The 23,985-nt window shown below is 72.6% G+C and carries 19 protein-coding genes and 1 pseudogene; 9 read left to right on the top strand and 11 right to left on the bottom strand.

The annotated features are described in order from the left end of the window. Window positions 1-23: 23 nt before the first annotated feature. Together OG799_RS26980 and OG799_RS26975 are read left to right on the top strand one after the other, a co-directional pair. A complete protein-coding gene (locus tag OG799_RS26980; RefSeq protein ID WP_109803084.1) occupies window positions 24-341 on the top strand; it encodes a WXG100 family type VII secretion target in 318 nt (105 codons plus the stop codon). Window positions 342-362: 21 nt separating this feature from the next. After that, a complete protein-coding gene (locus OG799_RS26975; RefSeq protein ID WP_089011602.1) occupies window positions 363-656 on the top strand; it encodes a WXG100 family type VII secretion target in 294 nt (97 codons plus the stop codon). 134 nt (window positions 657-790) lie between these two features. Here the strand turns inward: OG799_RS26975 and mycP are convergent, their stop codons facing one another. After that, window positions 791-1,996: a type VII secretion-associated serine protease mycosin gene (mycP, locus tag OG799_RS26970; RefSeq protein ID WP_406038770.1), complete on the bottom strand. Its 1,206-nt coding sequence runs from the start codon at window positions 1,994-1,996 to the stop codon at window positions 791-793. 153 nt (window positions 1,997-2,149) lie between these two features. On the opposite strand from mycP, the pseudogene OG799_RS26965 reads away from it, so the two are divergent. The 3 genes and pseudogenes from OG799_RS26965 to OG799_RS26955 all read left to right on the top strand — a co-directional run. Further along, window positions 2,150-2,812 (top strand): annotated as a pseudogene (locus OG799_RS26965) (SseB family protein); the annotation flags it as partial. Window positions 2,813-3,276: 464 nt separating this feature from the next. Beyond that, window positions 3,277-5,451 (top strand): SseB family protein, encoded by a 2,175-nt coding sequence (locus tag OG799_RS26960; protein WP_406038768.1) that lies wholly within the window; start codon window positions 3,277-3,279, stop codon window positions 5,449-5,451. Next, window positions 5,448-5,813, top strand: a complete 366-nt coding sequence (locus OG799_RS26955; protein ID WP_406038766.1) for a hypothetical protein — start codon at window positions 5,448-5,450, stop codon at window positions 5,811-5,813. Before OG799_RS26960 ends, OG799_RS26955 begins: the two co-directional genes overlap by 4 nt. Before the next feature lies 1 nt (window position 5,814). On the opposite strand, the gene OG799_RS26950 is transcribed toward OG799_RS26955, so the two are convergent. The 6 genes from OG799_RS26950 to acs form a co-directional block, all read right to left on the bottom strand. Then, window positions 5,815-6,747 (bottom strand): alpha/beta fold hydrolase, encoded by a 933-nt coding sequence (locus OG799_RS26950; protein WP_406038764.1) that lies wholly within the window; start codon window positions 6,745-6,747, stop codon window positions 5,815-5,817. A 73-nt stretch (window positions 6,748-6,820) separates the two neighbouring features. Further along, window positions 6,821-7,318 carry a hypothetical protein gene (locus OG799_RS26945; RefSeq protein ID WP_406038762.1) on the bottom strand — a complete coding sequence of 166 codons (498 nt, stop codon included), beginning with the start codon at window positions 7,316-7,318 and terminating at the stop codon, window positions 6,821-6,823. Between the two features lie 158 nt (window positions 7,319-7,476). Then, window positions 7,477-9,870 (bottom strand): immune inhibitor A domain-containing protein, encoded by a 2,394-nt coding sequence (locus OG799_RS26940; RefSeq protein WP_406046416.1) that lies wholly within the window; start codon window positions 9,868-9,870, stop codon window positions 7,477-7,479. A 313-nt stretch (window positions 9,871-10,183) separates the two neighbouring features. After that, window positions 10,184-12,490 (bottom strand): immune inhibitor A domain-containing protein, encoded by a 2,307-nt coding sequence (locus tag OG799_RS26935; protein ID WP_406038760.1) that lies wholly within the window; start codon window positions 12,488-12,490, stop codon window positions 10,184-10,186. Window positions 12,491-12,869: 379 nt separating this feature from the next. Further along, window positions 12,870-13,730 (bottom strand): hypothetical protein, encoded by an 861-nt coding sequence (locus OG799_RS26930; protein WP_406038758.1) that lies wholly within the window; start codon window positions 13,728-13,730, stop codon window positions 12,870-12,872. A gap of 22 nt (window positions 13,731-13,752) precedes the next feature. Continuing rightward, window positions 13,753-15,717, bottom strand: a complete 1,965-nt coding sequence (acs, locus tag OG799_RS26925) for an acetate--CoA ligase (RefSeq protein WP_406038756.1) — start codon at window positions 15,715-15,717, stop codon at window positions 13,753-13,755. 308 nt (window positions 15,718-16,025) lie between these two features. On the opposite strand from acs, the gene OG799_RS26920 reads away from it, so the two are divergent. Then, complete coding sequence (locus OG799_RS26920) at window positions 16,026-16,772, top strand: oxidoreductase (RefSeq protein ID WP_406038754.1); 747 nt, start codon at window positions 16,026-16,028, stop codon at window positions 16,770-16,772. Window positions 16,773-16,788: 16 nt separating this feature from the next. Here OG799_RS26920 and OG799_RS26915 read toward each other — a convergent pair whose 3' ends face one another. The 3 genes from OG799_RS26915 to OG799_RS26905 form a co-directional block, all read right to left on the bottom strand. Then, on the bottom strand, window positions 16,789-17,592 hold the full coding sequence (locus OG799_RS26915; protein ID WP_406038752.1) for an HAD family hydrolase: 804 nt from the start codon (window positions 17,590-17,592) through the stop codon (window positions 16,789-16,791). 341 nt (window positions 17,593-17,933) lie between these two features. Then, window positions 17,934-18,185, bottom strand: coding sequence for a hypothetical protein (locus OG799_RS26910; protein ID WP_406038750.1), 252 nt, complete (start codon window positions 18,183-18,185; stop codon window positions 17,934-17,936). 422 nt (window positions 18,186-18,607) lie between these two features. After that, window positions 18,608-19,852, bottom strand: a complete 1,245-nt coding sequence (locus OG799_RS26905; protein WP_406038748.1) for an acyltransferase family protein — start codon at window positions 19,850-19,852, stop codon at window positions 18,608-18,610. A 344-nt stretch (window positions 19,853-20,196) separates the two neighbouring features. Here OG799_RS26905 and OG799_RS26900 point away from each other — a divergent pair, with 344 nt between their 5' ends. Beyond that, entirely contained in the window at window positions 20,197-20,751 is a 555-nt protein-coding gene (locus OG799_RS26900; protein WP_406038746.1) for a DUF1707 domain-containing protein, read from the top strand. A 25-nt stretch (window positions 20,752-20,776) separates the two neighbouring features. Here the strand turns inward: OG799_RS26900 and OG799_RS26895 are convergent, their stop codons facing one another. Continuing rightward, a complete protein-coding gene (locus OG799_RS26895; protein WP_406038744.1) occupies window positions 20,777-20,998 on the bottom strand; it encodes a hypothetical protein in 222 nt (73 codons plus the stop codon). A gap of 185 nt (window positions 20,999-21,183) precedes the next feature. On the opposite strand from OG799_RS26895, the gene ssd reads away from it, so the two are divergent. Beyond that, complete coding sequence (gene ssd, locus OG799_RS26890) at window positions 21,184-22,287, top strand: septum site-determining protein Ssd (RefSeq protein WP_406038742.1); 1,104 nt, start codon at window positions 21,184-21,186, stop codon at window positions 22,285-22,287. Further along, window positions 22,284-23,495, top strand: a complete 1,212-nt coding sequence (locus OG799_RS26885) for a TadA family conjugal transfer-associated ATPase (protein ID WP_406038740.1) — start codon at window positions 22,284-22,286, stop codon at window positions 23,493-23,495. The genes ssd and OG799_RS26885 overlap by 4 nt, the downstream gene beginning before the upstream one ends. Window positions 23,496-23,985: the final 490 nt, after the last annotated feature.

The following is a 23,985-nucleotide window of genomic DNA, read 5'->3' as shown; positions in this document are numbered from 1 at the left end:
CGAGGAGACGAGGTGACGTCCGGGTGTCCCAGACCCAGGCAGAAGCCGCGGTGATGCAGCAGACCGCCGCGAAGTTCGAGCAGGTGGACCAGTCGTTGCAGACCATGCTGAGCGGCCTGATGGCCGAGCTGGAGGTGTTGCAGCAGGCCTGGCGGGGCGCCGGTGGGCGTTCGTTCGAGCAGGTCAAGCAGCAGTGGTCGCAGGACCAGGCGGCGCTGCAGCGAGCCCTGCGGGAGACCGCCGCCGCGATCCGCACCGCCGGCCAGCAGTACGACGTGTCGGACACCGAGGCCGCCAGCCGGGTCGCCGGCACCAACCGCGGCATCCAGTTGCCGCTCTGACCCTCCGGGAGGGAAGATCCGATGGACCACGGTGTGCTGGTCGTCAACTTCGCCGCGTTGCAGCAGGCCGGCGCGGATATCCAGAAGGCGCTGAACACGCTGGACAGCCAGCTCGGGCAGCTCGAACGGGACGCCGCGCCGCTGGTGGCGAGCTGGACCGGTGAGGCCCGGGAGGCGTACGAGCAGCGACAGGCGAGGTGGCGGTCGGCCTCGCAGGACCTGCAGGCGATGTTGCGCGACATCAAGCTGGCGGTGGACGACTCCGCCGCCGACTACCTTGACACCGAGAAGCGGAACGTCAACCTGTTCCAGTGACGGCCCCGTGGCGGCGGCGTCGCGCGGCCCGCCCGACGCCGCCCTGCTGCCGACGGCCCGACGAGCGGGCAGGGCTTCCGGTGGGCCGGTCCCGCCGGCCTTCGGCAGGTTGGACCGGCCGGGCCTCCGGCTGGTCAGGTCGGGCCGGCCGGGCGCCAGCGTCGGCGCGCGCCCCGGGGCAGCACCGCCGCCAGCAGCACCACCAGCGTCGTCGTCGCCCCGGCCGCGCCCGCCACCAGCAGCGCCCGGTGCCGGGCCGTCGCCCGCCGGGCCCGCTGTGCCGCCGCGGCCGGATCGGTGCCGCCCACCGGGAGCGCCGCCGCCCGGGCAGGCCGGTCCACCACCGGCCCGGGTGTCTCGGTGACCGCGCGGTACGGGTTCAGCACCCCGGCGCCGTAGCCGTCGCCGCGCCCCGGGGCCGGGTCGGTGCCGTCGACGATCTGCCGGGCCACCTCCGCCGCGGTCAACTCCGGGCGGTACTGGCGCAGCAGCGCCGCGGTCGCCGCCACGAACGGCGCCGCGTAACTCGTCCCCTCCGCCCGCCGGTGCCCCTGCCCGGGGGCGGCCATCAGCACGTCGCCACCGGGCGCGACCAGGTCGACGTACGGGCCGGTCTGGGAGAAGGGTGCCCGCACCCCGTCCGCCCCGATCGCGCCCACCCCGAGCACCCCGTCGTAGGCGGCCGGGTAGGGACGGGGGTCCCCGCTGTCGTGGAGGTTGCCCGCGGCGGCCACCACGACCACGTTCCGGCGGACCGCGTACCCGATCGCCGAGCGGACCGTCGGGTCGTCCGCGTAGAGCACGACGGAGAGGTTGAGCACGTCGGCGTCGTGGTCGACCGCCCAACGGATCGCCCGGGCGAAGTCGGCGGCGCCGACCGTACGCCCCGACTCCCGCCCGTCGACCACCTGCTGTTCGCTCACCCGCACCGGCAGGATGCGGGCGCCGGGCGCCAGCCCGCGGAACGCCACGCCCGGGCGGGGCGTCGCCGCGACGATGCTCGCCACCCCGGTGCCGTGCCCGGCGCAGTCCCGGGTGCCGTCGCCGCCCGGGTCGAGGAAGTCGGCGCCGTCGAGCACCCGACCGGCGAGTTGGGGGTGGCGCCGGTCCACCCCCGAGTCGACCACCGCGACGACCACCCCGGCGCCGGTGGCCAACGGGGTGAGCCGGTCCGGGGCGTACCGCTGCTGGGGCCACGGCTGGTCGGCCACCGGGCGGGCCGGCGCGGGCGGCGCGGCGCACGTCGGCGCGGCCCGGGCGGCGGCCGGCACGGCCGGCAGGACGGCGACGACGACCGCCGCGAGGGCGGTCAGCGCCGGGCGCGCGATGGGCCGGGACATCGACCGCCTCCGTATCGTGGCGACTCCGGAACGCGATGTTAGCGCCTCCACGGCGGACCGGTGGGCCGACGACGGCCAGCTCATCGTGATCTTGTTACCACCTTGTAGGTTGTACGCGATACCTATGGCCTGTTCGCGGGAGGAGAGGTGGCCGTGACCGGATGGGAACCGGCTACCGAGGCCGAGGTGGCGATGCGGGACGCGTTGCGGGCTCAGGACCAGGAGCTCTACTTCCGCATCCTGACCCGCGTCGACCTGCTGCTCCCGGTCTCCGCGGAGGCGCTCGCCGGGCAGACGCCGGCCGGGTGGGGGACCTGGACCACCGGTGGACGCACGCATGTGCTGGCATTTACGTCGACCACCGCGTTGCGGGCCTGCCTGGGTGACAACGTGGGCACCACCCGGCGCGTCCCGTATGCCGATCTCGCGGCGGACTGGCCGAACCACGAGTGGTGGCTGGCGGTGAACCCGGGGTTGCCGATCGAGGGCTACCTGCCCGCGTGGTTCGTCGCGCAGCTCTCCCGGGGCGACGTCCGGTTGCCCGGCCGGACCATGGGCGCCCGGGCCCGCCTGGAACGGGCTGAGACGGCCGCCCGCGCGCGGGCCAGCGCCACCGTGCCGGGCCGGGACGCCCCGGTCTCCCCGGCCCCCGGCACGCCGGTCTCCCCGGCCTTCGGCGGGGCCGCGCCGGCCGCCGCGCCGGAGCCGTCGACCGTGCCGATCCCGGCCGCGCCGGTCCGGCCCGCGGTTCCGCCGGCGGCCACCGCGCCCGGTGTGCTTCCGGCGGCCCGCCCGCCGGCCGCCCGACCGGCCGCCGCCCACCCGACCCCACCCGCCCGCTCCGGGCTGACCGGCGGCGCGCCCGCCCGGTCCTCGACTTCCCCGCTGACCAGCGGCCCGGGGCGGACGGACCCACCGGTCGCGGCGGCGCCGGGGGACCGGTTGACCGGCCCGGCCGGCCCCGGCCCGAGGCCCGGACGGAGAACGGCGGCGAGCGCCTCTCCGGCTGGCTCGACGACCTCCGTCGCCGCCCCGACGACCAGGACCCGTTCGGCTCCGGCCCGACCCCCGGCCGGCCCGGGGCGGCGGTCGCGAACGGCGGACGGGACGACGCGGAGCGCGACCCCAGCCGGTCCTTCTTCGAGCCCGCGTCCGGGCGGGTGTCGCGGCGGCCGTCACCGCTGGACCAGCCGCAGCGCACCGGTGACCGGTCCGTGCCGCCGTCCCGCCTCGGTCGGGCCGGTCAGCCGTTCCCGCGTCGCCGGCCCCTCGGCGAACCGGTGCCCGAGGACGCAACCCGCGCGTTCCGGGTCGACACTCCCGCCGAACCGGCGCCGGCGCGGCTCGAGCCGACCACGGCGTTCCGCCCCGTCGACCCGGCCGCCGGCGGGGACCCCACCGAGGCCCTGCCGCGTCGTCATCCGACACCCGCGGGGGCCGCCGACGAGCAGACCCAGCCGATCCGCGCCCCCGCCGGCCGCGCCGGATCGGCCGCCTCGCAGTTCGCCGCCCCGACGGAGGCGGAGGAGTTGCCCCCGTCGATCGCCGAGCCGGTGTCGGGGCCGCCCGCGCCCCGGCGGACCTTCTCGCCGATCGTCATCGAGGGGACCGTCATCGAGTCCCGCGACCTCACCGATCCGGCGGACGGCCACCCGGCGGGGTGGGCCGACGGCCGTCCGGCGGGGACGGAGCCGGCGGAGACCGCACGGCCGGGACCGTACGGAATGCCGGGTGCCGCCGCCGACCGGACCGCCGCGACCTCCGCCGACGCGGACCGGTCAGCCGCGCCCTGGGCCGGCTCCGCCGATCCCACCGTGTCGTTCCCGGTGGCGCCGCGGAGCGCGCCGCCCGCGCCCGCGACCGAACCGACCGCGCCGCTGGTCCCGCCCGGCGGGACCGCCGTACCGGCCGACGAGCCGGTTACGCCGGCCGCGCCGCTGTTCGCACCGACGGTGCCGCCGGCCGGGCCGACGCAGTCCGAGTCCGCCACGCCGGCCACGCGCGCCACGCCGGCCATGCCGGCGGCCGGGCCGACGCTGTTCGAGCCGACCATCCCGGCTGAGCCGATCGCGCCGTTGCTCGCGCCACCCACGCCGCCGGCCGAGCCGACGCTGTTCGCGCCGGCCGAACCCGCCGTCCCGCCGGCTGGGTCGGCCCCGTCCGCGGCCGAGCCGACCGCGACCGCGCCCCTGCCCGGGCCCGGCACCCCGCCGGCCGGGACGCCGCTGTCGCCCCAGCCGGCCACGCCGCCGGATGAGCCCACCGTCCGGTCGGCCGAGACCGTCGAGTCGGCCACGCCCTCAGGGGAGCCGAGCGCGCGGTCGGTCGGGCCGGCCGATCGGGGCACGCCGCAGGACGAGTCGACCGACCCGGGCCCGTCGCGGGTCGAGCCGGCATCGGCGGCGACCGGGCTCGGCGTCGGGCCGTTTGTCGACCAGGCCGGCGGGTCCAGCACGCCCCGGCGCGACGAGCCGGCGCCGGTCGACTTCGTGCCGGCGAACGACGTCGAGGAGGACCTGCTCGCCGCAGCGGGCAGCGGCAGCACGGACACGTTCCTCTCCACCCTGCTGCTGGCCCGGGTGCTGCTGCCGGCCGCGCCGGACTCGGCGCCGGGCAGCCGGCCGGGAAATCCGGGCTTCGTCTGGCGGACCGAGCAGCTGGACGGCGAGACGTACGTGGTGGTCTACACCTCGCCGGAGCGGCTCGCGGACCGGGCCGACGGGCCGGTCGAGACGGTACGGGTCAGGTTCGTCCAGCTCATCCGCAGCTGGCCGGACGAGAGTTGGTCGTTCGCGGTCAACCCCGGGACGCCGGTCGGGGCGAAGTATCCCGGCGAGCAGGTCCTCGGGCTGGCGAACTGGGCCGCCGAGGTGGGGCTCGGCGATGACCCGGAGAGCGAGCCGGAGCCGCCCGCCGCCGAGCCGGCGCCGACGACCTCGACCCGGTACGCCCCGCCGGCGCACGACCCCACCCGCCCGGTGACCATGCAGAAGGCGCTCGCCGCGAGTCAGCTCGCCTACTACCTGGAGCGGGGCTACGACCGGGTTTCCGGCTTCGTGCACCGGGCCAACGAGCTGGCCCACCTGACCACCCCGGCCCAGCTGTACGACGCGCTGGGCCTCGGTCACCCGGACTCGCCCTTCTCCCGCGATGCCGAGGAGATCTACGTGCTCCGCTGGCCGGCGTACCGGCCGAGCCTCTACCGCATCCCCTACGGCGGCCAGAACGAGGCCGCGATGCGGGCGATGGAGGGCTGGGTGATCGAGCGTCCGCCGTTCCGGGGCAACGGGTTCGCGCCGGGGGAGAGCAGCGACGTGGTCGCCGAGTTCAAGGTGGACAGCGCGCGGCTGCCGCACGGCGCGCAGCTCTGGCGGATCGGCGCGGACGGCACCGAGCGGGTGGTCGCCGTCCTGGACGGCGACGCGCTGCTGTGGCGACGGGACGGTGGGCCGTGACCCGCGACGGCTTCGTGGCCCGCTGGCAGGGTCGGGACTACCAGGCCAGCCCCGACGGCGACGACGTCCGGCTCTACCAGCCGGAGCCGGGCGAGGGCTTCGAGGAGGTACGCCCCGGCCGGCACGTCCGGGTGGTCCCGGCCGCCGAGGTGCAGGACCTGGCGTACGTCCGGACCACCTGCACGTGGCAGGGGCAGCCGTTCATCGTGCTGGCCGAGCACGACGGCTGGCTGCGGGTGGAGTACACCGGCGGCCGTTGGCCGGTCGCCCGGGCGATGGGCCTGGAGGCCTTCGACTTCGGTGTCTACCAGGGTTGGGCGCCCGCCAACGAGGTGGCCGACCTGCGCGAACAGCGGGTGTGAGTCAGGACTTCGTCCAGCGCAGGATCTCCCCGAGCACCACGTCCTTCGCCTCCACGTGCGAAAAGTGGCCGACCCCGTCGAGCAGCCGCCACTCGTAGGGGGCGGTGACGTACCGGCCGGAGCCCTGGGCGGTGCGCGGCAGGGAGGCGGTGTCCAGCGCGCCGTGCAGTTGCAGGGTCGGCGTGACCAGCGGCTTCTGCATCAGCCGGACGAACCGGTAGCCGTGCAGCCGCAGCACCGAGCGGAACGCCCAGCGGTAGCCCTCCAGGGCGCAGAAGGCGGCCTGCGGGATCTGCATCGCCTCCCGGCAGCACCGGGCGTACGCCGCGAAGTCCGGGCCGTCCACCCACTGTGGCCCGCCCCAGCGGCGCAGTATCGCCTCGACCTCGGCGGCGTCGTCCCTGGTCAGCACGTGTTCGTAGCGGGGGAGCTGGAACTTCAGCGCCGGGGTGGAGGCGGCGAACTGGCCGCGTGGGTCGGCGAAGATCGCGGCGCGCAGCCGGAGCGGGTGCGGGGCGCCGAGCACCACCAGCCGCCGGACCAGGGCGGGGTGGAACGAGGCGACCGTCCAGGCGATCAGGCCGCCGGCCCCGGCGCCGACCAGGGTCGCCGACCGTTCGCCCAGCGCCCGGATCAGCCCGGCCACGTCGGCGGCGAGGGTGTAGCCGTCGTACCCCCGGGGTGGCTTGTCGCTGGCGCCGTAGCCGCGCAGGTCGACCGCGACGGCCCGGAAGCCGGCGTCGGCGACCGCGGGCAGCAGCTCCTTCCAGGCCAGCCAGTACTCGGGGAAACCGTGCAGGAAGAGGACCATCGGGCCGGTGCCGGCCTCGACCACGTGGAAGCGGCTGCCGTTGGCGCCGACGAACCGGTGCGTCCACGGCCCCTCGGGCAGGACGCAGGACTCGTCGACGGGTCCGCCACGCTGCTCGGTCATGTGCCACAGCCTAGGGCCCGTGATCCGCTGGCCGTCCCGGTGACCCGGCCGGCGCGGAGCCGCCGGCCGGGGATCAGCCGACCGGCCTGATTTTGAGCAGGTCGGCCCGGATGCCGGGACCGCAGTTGGCATCGCCGGTGGGTGGCCCGATGGTGACCCGGACCCAGGTCCCGGTGCCCCAGGTGCCCATGTTTTCGCCGTGCAGCGCGTACTCGCGGCCGTCGTCGGTGACCAGGCCGTAGCACGGGCCCGAACCGCCCCGGGTGATCCGGCCGGCGAGCAGGTCTGCCCGGCGCAGGTCGGTGGGGCGCTCGGGCGGCCCGCTCGGCGGCCGCAGGGTCGGCAGGTCGGTCGAGGAGAGCGGCGGCGCGGTACGCCCCGACGGCGCGACGGACGACGGGCCGTCGAGCGGGGCCGTGGCCGGCTCTCCGGCGCTGCTCGCCGGGGTGGCCGACGGTTCCTGTCGCGCGGACACGGTGTCTCCGTTCTCCGGCCGCGCACAGCCGGTCAAGGTGAGGGCCAGCACGGCGGCCAGGCTCGCGTACGACGCGGTGGTGCGGGTGGTGGGCACCTCGGTTCGACGGTGCCGGCCGGTGCCGGGTTCCCCGACCTCGATGACGCTCGGCGGTGGGTTCGGCCGGAGGCCGGGGGCCGGCGCCGGAAAGGGCGATGCCCGGGCAGGTGGCCTGCCCGGGCATCGCGTTGTGCGGTGTTGCGCTGATCAGCGGGTCAGGAGAAGCGGACCTTCAGCGAGGTGCCGTCCTGCTCCAGGACATTGATCTTGGTGCCGGTGGCCGGGAGCTTGACGCCGTGGTTCGGCAGCTCCGGGTACCAGTACTGCTTGGTGTCGTCGAACAGCGGCTGCGCGGCCTGGCCACGGATGTACTGCGGCTGGCTGTTGATGTGCAGCGTGAACGAGTCCGCCTTCTTCAGGCTGAACGGCGCGTCGTAGACCTGGATCCGGGCCCGCCAGGGGTTGCCGGTCAGGTTGTAGATCGGCCGCGGGTGCGCATCGATGATCATGTTCCGACCCTCGCCCGGGTGGGCGAACGTGTCGTTGTCGGCCCACCGCAGGTTCCAGTAGGAGATCAGCAGACCCGTCTGGTACGCGTAGTGGTCCACGTAGTCCGGCCGGGTGTTCGCGTAGCCGAAGAAGTACGGGCCGGTCTTCAGGTACTGGTCGAACGAGACGTACGACCGGTTGCCGGCGATGTAGTAGTTGTCGAACAGGCGGGTGTAGGTTTCCGCCACGATGTCCCAGCCGTTCAGGGCCCAGTCGCCCGCACCGGCCTCGGCACCGTCGCTGAGCAGGGTCTGCCCGTCGGCGGTGATGGTGATCGCGTCACCGTAGAAGCCACCGGCGGAGACACCACCGTCGGTCTGGTAGCGGAGCCGGAACTGCACGACCTTGCCGGCGACGGCGTCCATCGGGATGTTGACGTCGACCCACTGGTCGTCGCTGGAGCCGTCCAGGGCGTAGCGCCCGGGCGAGATCTCCTTGAGGGCCTTGCCGTTGACCGTGCCATTGAGCGGAGCCCAGCTCTGGCCACCGTCGGTGGACGCCTCGAAGAAGAGGTAGTCGAAGTCCTCTTCGATGTTGTAGCGACCCTTCATCGACAGCGCGGCGCTGGTCTTCCCGGTCAGGTCGATCGTCCGCGTCATCGTGGTGTTCAGGTCGTCGTCGTTGCCGGAGAAGTACTGCTTCTCGCCCTCGAACGGCTTGCCGTTCTGGAAGGTGTACTCGCGCTGCGGCAGCACCACCACGGCGCCCTGCGCCTTGGTGGAGTTGTACTCCTGCGGGCCGAGCTCCAGGGTGCGCTTCTGGCCGGCCTTGATGACCTCGTAGTCGAGCCAGCCGAGCTGGAGCTTGTTCCAGGCGCCGAGGTCGCCGCCCCGCTCGCCGATGCCGCCGTCGTTCTTGGCGCCGAGCCGGCTCTGGGCCATCAGGGTCCAGTGCTCGTTGTTGTTGTCCCCACCACTGGTGACGTTGTAGTCGTCCGGCAGACCGAGGTCGTGGCCGTACTCGTGGTAGAAGACGCTCCGGCCGCCGTTCTCCGGCTGGATGGTGTAGTCACCGATCCACACGCCGGTGTCGCCGATCTGGGTGCCGCCGGCCGGGAAGTCGGCCGGGCCGGTCCTGCCCTGGTCGGACGCGAACGCGTACCAGCGGTGGCTCCAGATGGCGTCCTCACCCTGGATCGGGTCACCGTCGGCCTGGTCGCCGCCGGCGTGGACGATCTGGAAGTGGTCGATGTAGCCGTCCGGCTCGTTGAAGTTGCCGTCGGCGTCGTAGTCGTACCGGTCCCACTGGTCCATCGACTTGACGTCGGCGGCGATCTGCTCGTCCGTGCGGCCCTGGGCCTTCTGGTCGGCGACCCACTGGTTGGCGGCGTCGCGCACGAGGGCCCAGGTGTTGGTGCAGACGCTCGAGGCGCAGGGGTAGCCGTCGGAACGGCCGTACCGGGCCTCGTTGTACTTCACCTTGACCCAATTGGTGACCTCGCCGTCGACGCTGTAGCGACCCGAGGACTGGGCCTCGTAGTACTGCTTCAGCGACTCGTCGCCCTGACCGGTGCCGAAGTAGAGCTCGCGGAAGTGGTCAGCGCTGAAGTCCGGCTGCCAGACCGTGGAGTTGTCCACCGCCCGGTTGGGCTGCGGGATCTGGTTGTTCAGCGGCCCGTCGAACCGGGTCGGGCCCGGGGTGTCCGGGTCGGTGTCCTGGTCCGGGTAGTTCGGGTGCCGCTCGTCGCCGAACTCGGCGAGGATCACGAAGATCTTGTCGGTCCGCTCGCGGGAGAGCTCGACGTACTGGTCCTGCGTCTGGGCGGCGGCGCCGGCCCCGGCGGTGCGGGCGTTGCGGCCGTCCGCCTGCGTCTTGCCGACCTTGACGACGGTGCTGCCGTTGATCTTCTGTGCCTTCGCCCTGCCGGAGAGGACCTCGCTCAGGCCCTCCTGACGCAGCGCCCGCCGCTTGCTCTCCAGCGGGTTGGGCAGATCGTGATCAGTCTGCGCGGGCTCGGCGACCGACGGGGCGGCCGTCGGGAGCTTCGGCGTCGGCGCCGCGCTGGCGGCCGTGCCCGCCATCAGTCCCGTCGCCGTCAGCGAAAGCCCGAGCAGACCCACTGCGACTTTGCGCACGTGGTACCTCCGGTGTGAGGGAACCGGCCCTACGGGGGTACGGGCCGGTGGAGACGTCCCACGAGTGGGACCAATGGTGAAGATAGACATTCCCGTGACGGGTGGGAAGACAGGTGCGTCGATTTGTAGCAACTTTTTGTTGGGAATGCTTTTCGCCGTCACACCGGATCGGGCCATCGAGGGCGGTGAGCAGGGCGAACCGCGCGACGGCGGAATGCAGTGACGTCTTTCGATCGTTGGATATGCGGAAGGGGCCGGTGGCGGCGACGCCACCGGCCCCTTCGGACTTACTACCCGATCAGTTGCTGACCTTCACGACCATGTCGTCGGTCGGGTTGGTGCCCTGCTGCAGGATCTCGATCTTGGTGCCGGTGCCGGCCACCTTCACCGAGTTCCACGGGTTGCTGCTGTTCCAGTACTTGTTCGCCCCGCTGTCGGTGAAGAGCGGGTTCGGGTCGAGCGCCGGGACCGTGACCGCCACGCCGTTCTTGTGGAAGGTCTGCGCCGGCTTGGCGTACCGGCTGAACGTCGCGTCGTAGCCGTTGCGCCGGTTGCTGATGGTGCCCTGGTTGCCGACCTTGATCTGACCCGGCCGGACGTCGACCGGCAGGTTCAGGCCGTAGCCCGGGTGCGCCGAGGTGTTGTTGTCGCCGTACGCGTAGTTCACGTACCAGACCAGCAGGCCGGGCTGGTTCGAGAACCGCTCCACGAAGTCCGGACGGGTGTTGCCCCAGCCGAAGTTGTACCCACCGGTCCGCAGGGTGTCGTCGTAGCCGACGTAGGTCCGGTTCTCCGCGATGTAGAAGCGGGGGTACGTGTCGGTGACCGAGCCGGTCATCCGGGTGAAGCCCTTGGCGGTCCACTCCGCGGCGAGGGTCTCCGCGTCGTCGGTCCACGCGACGGTGCCGTTCTTGGTCAGCGAGATGTTGTCCAGGAACGGACCCGCAAGGTGCACGCCGCCGTCGGTGGCGTAGCGGTAGCGGAACGTCACGGTCTGCCCGGCGTACGCCGACAGGTCGTAGGTCAGGTCGACCCAGTTGCCGCTGGTGGAGCCGTCGACGCCGGTCTCGCCGGCGTCGATGAGCGAGTTGCTCAGCGCGTGCCAGGTGGCGCCACCGTCGGTGGACACCTCGGCGTAGAGGTAGTCGTAGTCCTCTTCGATGTCCCACTGGGCCTTGGCGGTGATCGACGCGGACGTCGAGCCGGTCAGGTCCAGGGTGCGGGTCAGCGAGGTGTTCAGGTCGTCCGCGCTGCCGCCCCACCACTCGTACGACCCGCCGAACGGCGTGTTGTAGTTCGTGGTCTGGGTCTGCGAGGGCAGGTTGACCACGACAGCCTGGGCCTTCGGCCCGTCGCTGTCACCGGCCGGGCCCAGGGTCACCTGGGTGCTGCCCTTGCCGTAGTCGACCGTGGTGTGGTTCAGCCAGCCCAGGAAGAGCTTCGACCACGGGTCCATGTAACCCGGGGTCGAACCGATGTCGTCGGTGCCGTGGCTCAGCCACGAACCCGAGGACATCAGGCTCCAGAAGCCGACGCCGTTGTCGCCACCCGCGGTGTCGTACAGGTCCGGCAGACCGAGGTCGTGACCGTACTCGTGGGTGAAGACGCCCAGACCACCGTTCTCCGGCTCCGTGGTGTAGTCACGGATCCACATCCCGGTGTCGCCGATCTGCACGCCACCCGCGAGGTTGCCGGCCGGCCCGGCCTTGCCCTCGAGGTTGGGGAACGCCGCCCAGCGGTGCGACCAGATGGCGTCCTCGCCCTGGGCGCCGCCGCCGGCCTCCTCGCCCTCACCGGCGTGCACCGCCTGGAAGTGGTCGAGGTAGCCGTCGGGCTCGTTGAAGTTGCCGTCGCCGTCGAAGTCGTACCGGTCCCAGATGTCGAACTGGGCCAGGTAGTCCTTGATCTGCTGCGGCGTCTTGCCGGCCTTGATCTGGGCGTCATACCAGGACGTGGCGCTGTCCTTGATGAAGTTCCAGGAGCCGTCGGCGTCGGAGATGGCGTTGCTGCCGTACCGCGCCTCGTTGTAGGGAACGGTGACCCAGTCGCTCACGTCACCGGTGACGGTGTACCGACCACCGGACTGCTTGAGGTAGAAGTCCTTGAACGACTCGCCCTCGCCGAAGAACATGTCCTTGTAGTGGTCCTTGCTGAAATCGGACCGCCACAGGGTGCTGTTGTTGTCGGTGGCGCCGCCGTCCCAGTTGCGGTCCGGCTCCGGGATCTGGTTGACCACGGGGCCCAGGGTGCCGCCGGTACGGGGGTCGGTCTTGTCGCCGAAGTTGACCAGCATCGTGAAGATGGGGTCGGTCTTCGGCGCCTGCTGGTACTCGACGAACAGGTCGTCCTTGACCTGGATGACCTTCGAGCCGTTGCGCGTCTGAAGCTTGGCCTTGCCCGTCAGCAGGTCGGCGATCGCCTGCTTCTTGACCTCCCGCTGCTGATCCGACTTCGGATCCGGGAGGCTGTCCTTGCCATGCTTCGCCTTGTCGGCGCCGGGGGTGGGCTCCGCCGCCGGGGCGGCGGAAGCCGGGGCCGTGACGACACCGGCTGCCAGCAGCGCGGCCGCGGCCGAGGCCAGGCCCGCTGTGACTCGTCTCCTCAAAGGTCCTCCTCCTTTGTGGATGTGTTACATGACAGAGGCAGCCAAAGCCATCACTGTCATGTCATGCGTCACTCACAATGACAGAGGTTTGCATCGTTGTCACGGGGCAATCACTCAGGAATGCGGGCATCTTTTGCGGGCAAATGTGGACCAAAAGGCGCACGGATTCAGCGCCGATTCACATTACGTTTCGGCCACGGTCACCGAGAGTGGTCGTGATTATGGAGTCCCCGTAGGGGAGCGCTGGCGGCCTCGAAAATGTCACACGGAAAGTTGGCCGGATGGCGGGCGGCGTAAGAGAACGCGAAGCGGGGCCCGTCCGGAGCAGTGTGCTCCAGCCGGGCCCCGCCGTGTGTCCCGTCAGTCGACGGGCCTCAGGTCACGGGGTGGCCGAGGTGACGTACACCGTGGCGTACGAGTTGTCCTTGGCGGCCCGCTTGATGGTGATCGAGACCCCGTAGTGCAGGCCCTGGTCACCCGGGCTGCCGGTGCCGAGCACGATCGCGCCACCGCCGAGGGTCGCCCCGTAGTACCCCGTCGCCGGCGTGCCGTCCGGGTTCACCACCCGGGTGGTGTATTTCGCGTTGCCCCGCGACGGGACGACCACCGAGGCGTCGTTGTCCCGGGCGAACGCCGCGCCGTTGCGGATCTCGATGCCCGGGTACCAGCCCTTGGCGTCGGAGAAGGCCGACACCGGGGCCTGGGCACCGAAGTCGGTGCAGTACTCGCTGTAGAACTCGTTCGCCGCCTCCAGGCACTCCTTGAAGGGGTACGTCGGCTTCAGCGAGAACGCCGCGTTGGACGACTGCGGACGGCTGGGCAGGTTGTCCAGCGTCGACGGGTCCTTCACGGCCGCCTCACCCTGCCGGCGGTACGGGTCGAAGTGCGAGTCGACGATCAGCAGGCCGCCCTTGGCGCCGTAGCTGGGCAGCGCGGTCATCTGCGCGGTGACGTGGTTGACGTCGCCCAGCACCGTGTCCCGGTACCAGACCAGCATGCCCGGGGCGTTGTACGCGATCCGGTCGACCTTCCAGGCCTCGTGCGAGTACACCGTGTCGTAGGCGTACTTCAGGCCCTTGTCGAAGCCGTCGAAGTTGCGCCACTCGGCCAGGTAGTACTGCGCCTTGACCTGGGTGCCGCCGTCGGTGTGCCAGCCGGCAATCCACCGACCGACCGACCGGCGGCTCCGGTCGTACCGCGCGGGAAACGACGGTGGGTGACGGTCCGCGCGGACCGTCACCCACCTCGGGGTACGTCTGCCGTCAGTCCTCGTCGGACTTACCGCCACCCATGCCGGAGGAGATCAGCTCCATCACCGAGGAGTCCTGGAGCGTGGTGACATCGCCCAGGGACCGGTGCTCCGCCACGTCCCGCAGCAGCCGGCGCATGATCTTGCCGGAGCGGGTCTTGGGCAGCTCCGGCACCAGCATGATCTGCCGGGGCTTGGCGATCGGGCCGAGCGTCTTCGCGACGTGGTTGCGCAGCTCGGCGATCAGCTGCTCGCCCGCCTCGCCGGAGATGTCCGTGCTGCCGCGCGGGATGGCGAACGCGACGATCGCCTGGCCGGTGGTCGGGTCGGTCGCGCCGACCACCGCCGCCTCCGCCACCGACGGGTGGCTGACCAGCGCCGACTCCACCTCGGTGGTGGAGATGTTGTGCCCGGACACCAGCATCACGTCGTCGACCCGGCCGAGCAGCCAGATGTGCCCGTCGTCGTCCTTCTTCGCCCCGTCACCGGCGAAGTACATGCCCTCGAAGCGGGACCAGTACGTCTCGATGAACCGGCTGTCGTCACCCCAGATGGTGCGCAGCATCGACGGCCACGGCTCGCGCAGCACCAGGTAGCCACCGCCGCCGTTCGGCACCGACTGCCCCTGGTCGTCCACCACGTCGGCGACGATGCCGGGCAGTGGGGTCATCGCCGAGCCCGGCTTGGCCTCGGTGACGCCGGGCAGCGGCGAGATCATGATCGCGCCGGTCTCGGTCTGCCACCAGGTGTCCACGATCGGCAGCTCACCCCGGCCGACGTGCTGGCGGTACCAGATCCACGCCTCCGGGTTGATCGGTTCGCCGACGCTGCCCAGCAGCCGCAGCGACGACAGGTCATACCCGGCAGGGATGTCCTCGCCCCACTTCATCATGGTGCGGATCAACGTCGGCGCGGTGTAGAGAATCGTCACCTTGTACTTGTCGACGATCTCCCAGAACCGGCCCTTGTGCGGGGTGTCCGGGGTGCCCTCGTACATGACCTGGGTCGCGCCGTTGGAGAGCGGGCCGTACACGATGTAGGAGTGCCCGGTCACCCAGCCGATGTCGGCGGTGCACCAGTAGACGTCCGTCTCCGGCTTCAGGTCGAAGACCGCGTGCGTGGTGTACGACGTCTGGGTGAGGTAGCCGCCGGTGGTGTGCAGGATGCCCTTCGGGCGGGCCGTGGTGCCGCTGGTGTAGAGGATGAACAGCGGGTGCTCGGCATCGAACGGCTGCGCGGTGTGCTCCGGCGCGGCGGTCTCCACCGTCTCGTGCCACCAGTGGTCCTTCGCCGACCAGGCGACGTCCTCGCCGGTGCGGCGGACCACCAGCACGTGCTCCACCGACGGGCAGTTCGCCACCGCTTCGTCCACCGTCGGCTTCAGCGCCGACGGCTTGCCCCGCCGGTAACCGCCGTCGGCGGTGATCACCACCTTGGCGGTGGCGTCCTGGATCCGGTTGGTCAGCGCGTCGGCGGAGAAGCCGCCGAAGACTACGCTGTGCGTGGCGCCGATCCGGGCGCAGGCCAGCATCGCGACCGCCGCCTCCGGGATCATCGGCATGTAGATCGCCACCCGGTCACCGGCCGCCACACCCAGCTCGGTCAGCGCGTTCGCCGCCTGACAGGTGAGCTTGTGCAGGTCGGCGTAGCTGACGGTGCGGGTGTCACCCGGCTCGCCCTCCCAGTGGATCGCCACCTTGTCGCCCTGGCCGGCCTCCACGTGCCGGTCCAGGCAGTTGTACGCCACGTTCAGCTGGCCGCCGACGAACCACTTCGCGAACGGCGGGTTCGACCAGTCGAGCACCTGGTCCCACTGCTTCGCCCAGGCCAGCCGCCCGGCCTGGCGCTCCCAGAAGCCCAGCCGGTCCTCCGCCGCCTCGGCGTACGCCTCGGCGGTGACGTTGGCGTTCGCGGCGAGCTCGGCCGGCGGCGGGAACTGGCGCGTCTCGTTCAACAAGTTGGCCAATGCCTCGCTCATGCCGTACTCCTTCATCGCGTGACCTGCGTCTCCTACCCGGCTAGAGGTTAGTCGCGGCGCCGCGCGCCCGCGACAGCCCGGTGACCGCCGACGCGCTCAGCGGCCCGCGGCACGCGCCGGGCGGCGCGCCGCACCGCGTGGTGCCGGTCTGTGATCGACTCCGATTCGCCGGAACGGTGGTGTCCGGCCCGCCGGGATCCCGCCCCTTCGGCGAGCCGGCGACGCGGGTGACGGTGCGGCGGGTGGCCCCGGTCGCGTTGCGGGCGGGTGGCCCCCGGTCGGGCCGGGCCGGTCGCTAGCGTGACGGGGTGACCACCGATCCGCTCGCCCCGCTGCTCGCGCTCGCCGACATCGCGCCCGCCGTCGAGCGCGCCCGCGACCGGGTCGACCAGGCACACCGCCACCGCGCGCTGCGCCGGCACGGCGGGCAGGTCGCGGCCGAGGTCAGCCTCCGGTCCGCGGTGGCCAGCGCCGCACTCGAGGGCCGTACCCACGAGCGCGAGGCGGTCCGGGCCGGCACGGTCACCGACCCCGTCCTCCAGGGCGCGTTGCGGGTCGCCGGGGCGCTGCCGGGGCTGAGCGAACTCTGGCCGAAGGCCCCCCGCCAGGCCCTCGCCAAGCTGCACGTCCTCGCCGCCCGCGACGTCGTGGCGGAATCCGAGCTGGGCCGGCCGGTGGCCGACCCGGTGGTCGCGGCGCGGCTCGACGGCCTGGCAGGCCTGGTCGCCGGCGGCACCAAGGTCCCCCCGCTGGTGCTGGCCGCCGTCGTGCACGGCGAGCTGCTGAACCTGCGCCCCTTCGCCGGGCCGTCCGGCGTGGTGGCCCGGGCCGCCGCCCGGCTGGTGCTGCTCGCCACCGGCCTGGACCCGCGCGGGCTGGTCGCCGTCGACGTCGGCCACCACGAGCGGGAACCGGAGTACGTCGGCGCGGCCGGTGCCTTCGCCACCGGCACCCCGGACGGGCTCCGCTCCTGGCTGCGCCACTACATGGCAGCCGTGGAGGTCGGCGCCGACCAGATCGAGCTCATCGGCGACGAGGTGCTCGCCGCGTCCTGACCCACCCGCCAGGCGGTCAGGCGACCGGGGTGACCTTGGCGCGGCGGTACCGGCCGTACCAGGCGATGCCGATGGCCACCCCGACGCCGACGCCGAGCGCCGCCGCGGCGACCGGCACGGCGGGCCGCTCGCGCAGCCGCCGGCCCAGCGGGATCGGGTGCCGGAACTCCAGCACCGGCCACGCGTTCTCCACCGCCAGCTTGCGCAGCGCCCGGTCCGGGTTGACGACGGTGGGGTGCCCGACGCACTCCAACAGCGGTCGGTCGCTGTACGAGTCGGAGTAGGCGTACGAGTCGGCCAGGTCGTAGCCACGCTCCGTGGCCAGCTTGCCGACCGCGTCGACCTTGCTCGGGCCGGCCGCGTAGAACTCGACCTCGCCGCTGTACCGGCCGTCCTCGACCGCCATCCGAGTGGCGATCACGTCGGTCACCCCGAGCAGCGCACCGATCGGGCGGACCATCTCGTCGCCGGAGGCGGAGACCAGCACGACGTCCCGCCCGGCGGCCTGGTGCTCCTCGATGAGGGCGGCCGCCTCGGCGTACACGTAGGGGTTGATCAGCTCGTGGAGTGTCTCCGCGACGATCTGGCGGACCTGTTCCACCTGCCAGCCCTTGCAGAGCGTGGCCAGGTAGTCCCGGGTCCGGGCCATGGTCTGCTCGTCGGTGCCGCCCAGCCGGAACATCAGCTGCGCGTACGCCGACTTGACCACGTCACGCCGGGTGATCAGGCCGTCCCGGTAGAACGGCCGACCGAACGCCAGGGCGCTCGACTTGGCGATGACGGTCTTGTCCAGATCGAAGAAAGCGGCACTTCGGCCCACGGCGCGAAAGTCTAGCCCGACGGTCCGCCGTTGACGGGTCCCCGGGGCCTCCCGGCCGGCAGGGACGCCGCCACCCCTGCCGAGAGTGACCATGGTCACACTCTCCGAACACAAATTGGGGGTGGGGTGAGCGCACACCACTCGACGTATACCGGTCCATTGCGGCATGCTTGTGCTCGCGACGGGAGCTCACGTCTCGTCACCCTGGAAGCCCTCGGCGGTTGCACCCCCCGTGACCGCTGAGTGGGTTCGGCTCGACCCCCCCGGAGCCGAACCTCAGGCGACCCCCGTCTCCCCCCGACGGGGGTCGTCCCTTTTTGGGGTGAGCGCTGCGCCGCAGGTCACAGCTCCTCTCCGTTCCCGTCGAAGGTTTTCTCTGAGGGTGTTTTCCAGACGGGAGGCAGCAGAGAGGCAGCAGCGCTGTCGAAGGCGGCCAGGACGCGGGCGGCGTAGTCGGCCGGAGTTCGCGTATAACGATTGAGCCTCGTGGACGCCTGCTCGTGGCCCATGACCCGCTGCACCAGGTTGATCGGGACGCCGTCGGTGACCAGCCAGGTGGCGTAGGCAATGATGCAGCGGTACCGCGTGCTCAACGGCCGCCACGACGACAACTGGCACGACGATCCTGAGGACCGAACAGACGACTAGGACCATCGACCCCCAAGCCCGCCCGTTCGTCATGCCCTCATGCGGCGATCGGGGCCATGATGAAGGTACGCCCGATGGTGATGGAGACGGTGGCCGAGGCGGTCGGTGACATCGCGCAGGTCGGCGCGAGCGACGGGCCAGCGCTGTGCGCGCGACAATCCCAGCGACCGGGGAGGGTCTTGGACGGCATACGTAAGTTGCACGGCACCAGCCCGGTTCCCGGAGGCAGCAAGCGGGCAGCCGAAACCTCGATCGAGGCCAGCCGAAAAGATGAACGGACGGTTGGCCTCACGTCGTTGTCAGCACCAGTCAGCATCGGGCGCCATGCATGGGCAGCATGCGTCCGGCTTCGGTCGGCAGAGCGTACCTACGTTGTAGCGGCCGCCACCGGCTGCGGAACTGGCCGAGCCGAATCATCGCCGCCGGGCTGCGCCGGCACCGCGCCCTGCCCGGTGCCGGGACCGACGGCCGGAGTGCCGCGGCCTGCGGAGGTCCGGCGATGTCCGCCGGTGAGCAGCCGCATCATCGGCAGTTCCACGGCATAGTGCAGGATCATCGCGGCGACGAGTGCCATGCAGAACGTGGCCAGGACCAGGACCGCGGCGGCCACCGTGGGGCGGTGGGGTTCGTCGTCGCCGAACGTGTGCCGTACGGCGTACAGGCAGATCTCGTGGACCATGTAGAAGGCGAAGGAGACCTCGCCCAGGTAGACCAGGCGCGGCGCCCGCCAGATCGATCGTGACTGCCGCACGTCGGCCAGGGCGGCCGCCGGGAGCAGAAGCGAGTAGCCGAGCACGGTGCAGGCGGCGTCGCGGGCCAGCCCGTACTGCTCTGGCACGTACGCCGCGACGGTCATCCCGGCGAGAACCACCAGGATGCTGACCGTCATGCCGGGTCCGCGCCACCGGCCGGCGCGCACCAGCAGCGCGAGGCACATGCCGAGCAGGAACTCGATCATCCGGACCGGCGGCAGGTGGTACACGACGAAGTGCTCGGACCAGCCGAACGGCTCGTGGAAAACCTTGATGCCGAACGGAAGAACCGCGATGACGAGGGCCGACGTCCCCGCGATGACCCACCAGGCGACCGGTCGGAGCCGCCGCAGCCCGGCGTAGAGCAGCGGGAAGCACAGGTAGAAGAACGCCTCGCAGCTCAGCGACCACGACGGGCCGTTGAACGAGTACCAGATGTCGGCCCGCCCGGGCACCCAGGAATGCAGCAGCGTGAGGTTGTAGAACAGCCGCTCGAAATCGATGACCTCCATGCCCCGCCACGACACCAGGAGGCAGGCGATCAGGAACGTCACGAAGTGGTTCGGGTAGATCTTGGAGAACCGGCGCCACCAGAATCGGCTGGCGGTGTCCGTCGGCCGCACGGACCAGGCCAACACGAAGCCCGACAGGATGTAGAAGAACGACACCCCGGACCGCCCTGCCGCCAGGAGCGAGTTCATCGCCTGCTGGGCGAGGCTGTCGGCGACGAAGAAGTTGCTCTCGCTCTGGATGTGCAAGCAGAAGATCATCAGCGCTGCGATCCACCGTAGCCCGGTCAGCGAGTCCAGGCGGGCCGCCGCAGACGGCGTGCTGCGGAACGTGGTGGAGGCGCTCGTCATCATCGTCCTTCGCGGCGGCGGTCGGCAGGGCCGGCATCACGACGCCTGCGGCGGAGATGCGCATCGTAGCCGAACGCGAACGCGGTCAAGCTCTGCCACCTGACCCCGGCAAACAGCGGCCGGTCCGACAGCGTCGCGCAGCGGCCGTAACGCACTACAACGGCCGGGTCGGTGCGGCCGTGACGGCTCAGATGATCCAGGAGCGGGCCGCGGAGTTCACCCAGACCTTTTCGCTGGTCAAGAGGACGGCGGGTGGCACGTCTGCCAGTCAGCGACCACCACCCGGCGTCGCCACACCTCGATTGAGTCTGCCGGTCGACTCCGGTACGTCGTAGGTTGGGCGCGTGACCGGAGAGCTGATGCCAAGGCCGGCGATGCGGGTATCCGATGCCGAGCGGAACCGGGTCGTCGAGCAGCTGAACCAGGCGGCAGGCGAGGGACGGCTCACGCTCGCCGAGTTCGAGGACCGGGTCGGCGGCGTACTGGCCGCGCGTACCCACGCCGACCTGGCGTCCTTCACCGCGGACCTGCCGGTGGCCGTCGAGCCGCAGGTGCTCGAGTTGCGGTCCCGCGCCTCGTCGCTCAAGCGGGCCGGACGGTGGGTCGTCCCCGGCCAGGTGGTGGTCGGGGCACGGTCGTCGAAGATCCGGCTGGACCTGACCGAGGCGGTCATCGCTTCGCCGTCGGTGCAGGTGACGCTCAACGTCCGGTCCAGTGCGGTCACGCTGGTGCTGCCGCCCGGGGGGTCCGCCTCGCTGGACGAGGTGGAGATGTCGGCCAGCTCGGCCAAGCCGAGGGTGCCTGACTCAGGCGGCCTGCATGTGGTGGTACGCGGCAAACTTCAGTCCTCGAGTCTGAAGGTGCGATACCAGCGCCGGTTCCTCCGCTGGCGGTGGTGACCGGTGCGACGGCAACGGCAACCCGCTACCTGACCACCGCCCGGAGCGTCTGGTTCGCCGAAAGGAAACAGACCAGGCCGGTGCCCTGGGCGTCGGTCACCACCCACGGATGGCCGACGTAGGTCTGCTGCCGGTACGACTGGCCCGGCTGGAGGACGGCGTACTGCAGCGGGGAGAAGAATGCGTGCCGGCCGCCGGCCGGCCGCCGCCTGCCGGCTTCCCGGGTGTCCTCCGGCGAATCCGTCATGGCCCCGATTCCGAGCGCGCGGTACCGCCCACCGCATAGTCGCTCCCTAGCAGATCGACATCGGTCGCGGGCGTTGTCCACAGCGGCTGAAGTTGTCCACAGGCGGCCGCTGCGGTGCGGCCCGCCGGCCCGGCCGGCAGCAGGCTCGACGGCAGCACGTCCGAGCCCGACCGCTGGAGGCCGCCATGCCGCCCCGTACCCCGCTCCCACCGCACCGCCGCCTTCCCCTGCTGGTCACCGCCGACGGCGACCTGCTCGACGAGCTGCTCCGGCTCGCCGCGGCGGGCGGCACCGAGGTCGAACTCGCCGCCGACCCCGCCGCCGCCCGCGCCCGCTGGCTGCCGGCCCCGCTCGTCCTGGTCGGCAGCGACCAGGGACAGGCCTGCCTGCGGGCCCGGCTGCCGCGCCGGTCCCGGACGGTGCTCGTCGGTCGCACCGGCCACCTCGACCCGGGCGCCGAGATCGCCGAGCTGATCGGAGCCGAGCACGTGGCCACGCTGCCCGCCGCCGAGCCGTGGCTGGTCGACCGGTTCGCCGAGTGTGCGCTGGGCCCGACCAACGGCGGCGCGGCCCGAATGGTGGCGGTGCTCGGCGGGCGGGGCGGCGCGGGTGCCAGCGTGCTCGCCGGCGGCCTCGCCGTCACCGCCGCCCGGTCCCGGCTGCGCACCCTCCTGGTGGACGCCGACCCGCTCGGCGGCGGGCTCGACCTGGTGCTCGGCTGGGAACAGCTGGAAGGTCTGCGCTGGCCCGGGCTCACCGGCACCGACGGGCGGGTCGACCCACCCTCGCTCGTTCGGGCCCTGCCCAGCCGAGGCGACCTGGTCGTGCTCTCCTGGGATCGCGGCGACCTGCTGCACCTGCCCGCCGAGGCGATGGCCGCCACCGTCGACGCCGCACGCCGGGGCCGCGACGTCGTGGTCGTCGACCTGCCCCGGCAACTGGACGACGCGTCGGTCGTGGCGTTGCAGGCGGCCGACCGGACCCTGGTGGTCGTACCGGCCGAGCTGCGGGCCACCGCCGCCGCGGCCCGGGTGGTCGCCACGGCCGCCCCGCACTGCGCCGACCTGGCGGTGATCGTGCGCGGCCCGGCCCCGGGCCGGTTGAAGGCCACCGAGGTGGCCCGGGCGCTCGGCCTGCCGCTCGCCGGCACCCTGCGCCCCGAGCCCGGGCTCTGCCGAGGGTTGGAGCGGGGTGAGGCGCCCGCCGCGGGTGGGAAGGGACCGCTCGCCGCGCTCTGCCAGCGGATCGTCGACGAGCTGACCGGCCTGCCGGCCACCGGTGCGGCATGACCGGCCCCGTCGACTCGGGCGAGCTGGCGGCCCGCGTCCGGCGCCGGTTCGCCGCCGCGGCCACCCCGGTCACCCCCGCCGCCATCGTCTCCGCCGTACGCACCGAGCCCAGCGCCGCCGTGCTCGGCGACACCGCCCTGCTGCGCATCGCCGACCGGTTGCACGACGACCTGGTCGGCGCCGGTCCGCTCGCTCCGCTGCTGATCGACCCGCAGGTGACCGACGTGCTGGTCAACGGCACCCGGGTCTGGGTCGACCGGGGGGAGGGGCTGCGCCAGGTGGCGGTGCCGCTCGGCTCCGTCGAGGACGTACGGCGGCTCGCGCAGCGCCTCACCGCGGCCGCCGGACGCCGGCTCGACGACGCTTCCCCGTACGCGGACGCCCGACTGCCCGACGGGACCCGCCTGCACGCCGTGCTGCCGCCGGTGGCGACCGATGGGCCCTACCTCTCCCTGCGGACCTTCCGGCAACGGCCGTTCACCCTCGAGGAACTGGTCCGGGAGGGCACCGTGCCCCGGCCGGTGGCGCCGGTGCTCGCCGCCGTCGTGGCGGCCCGGCTGGCGTACCTGGTCACTGGCGGCACCGGTTCGGGCAAGACCACCCTGCTCAACACGCTCCTCGGGCTCGTGCCGGCGACAGAGCGGATCGTGCTGGTCGAGGACGCTGCCGAGCTGCGCCCGGTGCACCCGCACGTGATCGGCCTCCAGGCACGCACGTCGAACGTGGAGGGCACCGGTGCGGTCGGACTGAGCGACCTGGTCCGGCAGGCCTTGCGGATGCGCCCGGACCGGCTGGTGGTGGGCGAGTGCCGGGGCGGCGAGGTGGTCGACCTGCTCGCCGCCCTGAACACCGGCCACGACGGTGGGGCGGGGACCCTGCACGCGAACGCCCCGACGGACGTACCGGCCCGGCTGGAGGCGCTCGGGCTGCTCGGCGGCCTGCCCCGGGCCGCGCTGCACGCCCAGGTCGCGGCGGCGTTGCAGGTGCTGCTCCAGGTTCGCCGCGGCAGCGAGGGCCGGATGCTGGAGTCGATCAGTCTGCTGGTGCCCGAGGGGCCGGACCGACTGGTGACCGTGGTGCCGGCCTGGGTACGCGGTCGCGGCCTCGGTCTGGCCGCCCGGGCGCTCGGGGCGCTGCTGCGGGAGCGCGGGGTCGATGTGCCGCCGCTCCTCTGCGCGGTCTGGCCGGGCTCGGCGGGTCCGTCGTGACCGGACCGGCCTGCCTGGTGACCATCTTCCTGTTGGCGGCCGCGGCGGTGGTCGGCTGGCCGCTGCACAGCGGCCGGGCTCGACGCCGCGCCGTGTTCGGCCCGCCGCCCCGGTCGGTCTCCGGTGGCCCCCCGGCGACCGCTGCGCCCTACGCTCCGGCCTCCCTCTCCGTGGGGCGCCGCTCGAACCGCGGGCGGCTGCCGGCCGGCACTCCGGTGCCTCGTCGCGGTGGCCCGGCGGCGGTGGTCGGGCGACCGTTCCCGACCAGGCCGCCGGGACGCCGCGACCCGCGCCGTCCGGCCGGCACCGCGCCCCCGACGACCTCCGCCACCCGGCGACGCCCGTCGGGCGGGCGGCGGCCCGATCGGCCGCAGCCGGCGATGGGCGCCTCTCTCGCTGGGCCGGAGCGTCCGCGCCGAAGCGAACGGTCCTGCTGGCCGCCGTGGTGGGCGGCGGGATCGGTGGTGGGATGGCGGGCCCGGTGGCCGCG

The sequence above is a fragment of the Micromonospora sp. NBC_00898 genome, from assembly GCF_045207895.1.
GTDB lineage: Bacteria > Actinomycetota > Actinomycetes > Mycobacteriales > Micromonosporaceae > Micromonospora.
Note: the sequence above shows the minus strand (reverse complement) of the source record. Positions and strands in the feature narration are given on the sequence as shown.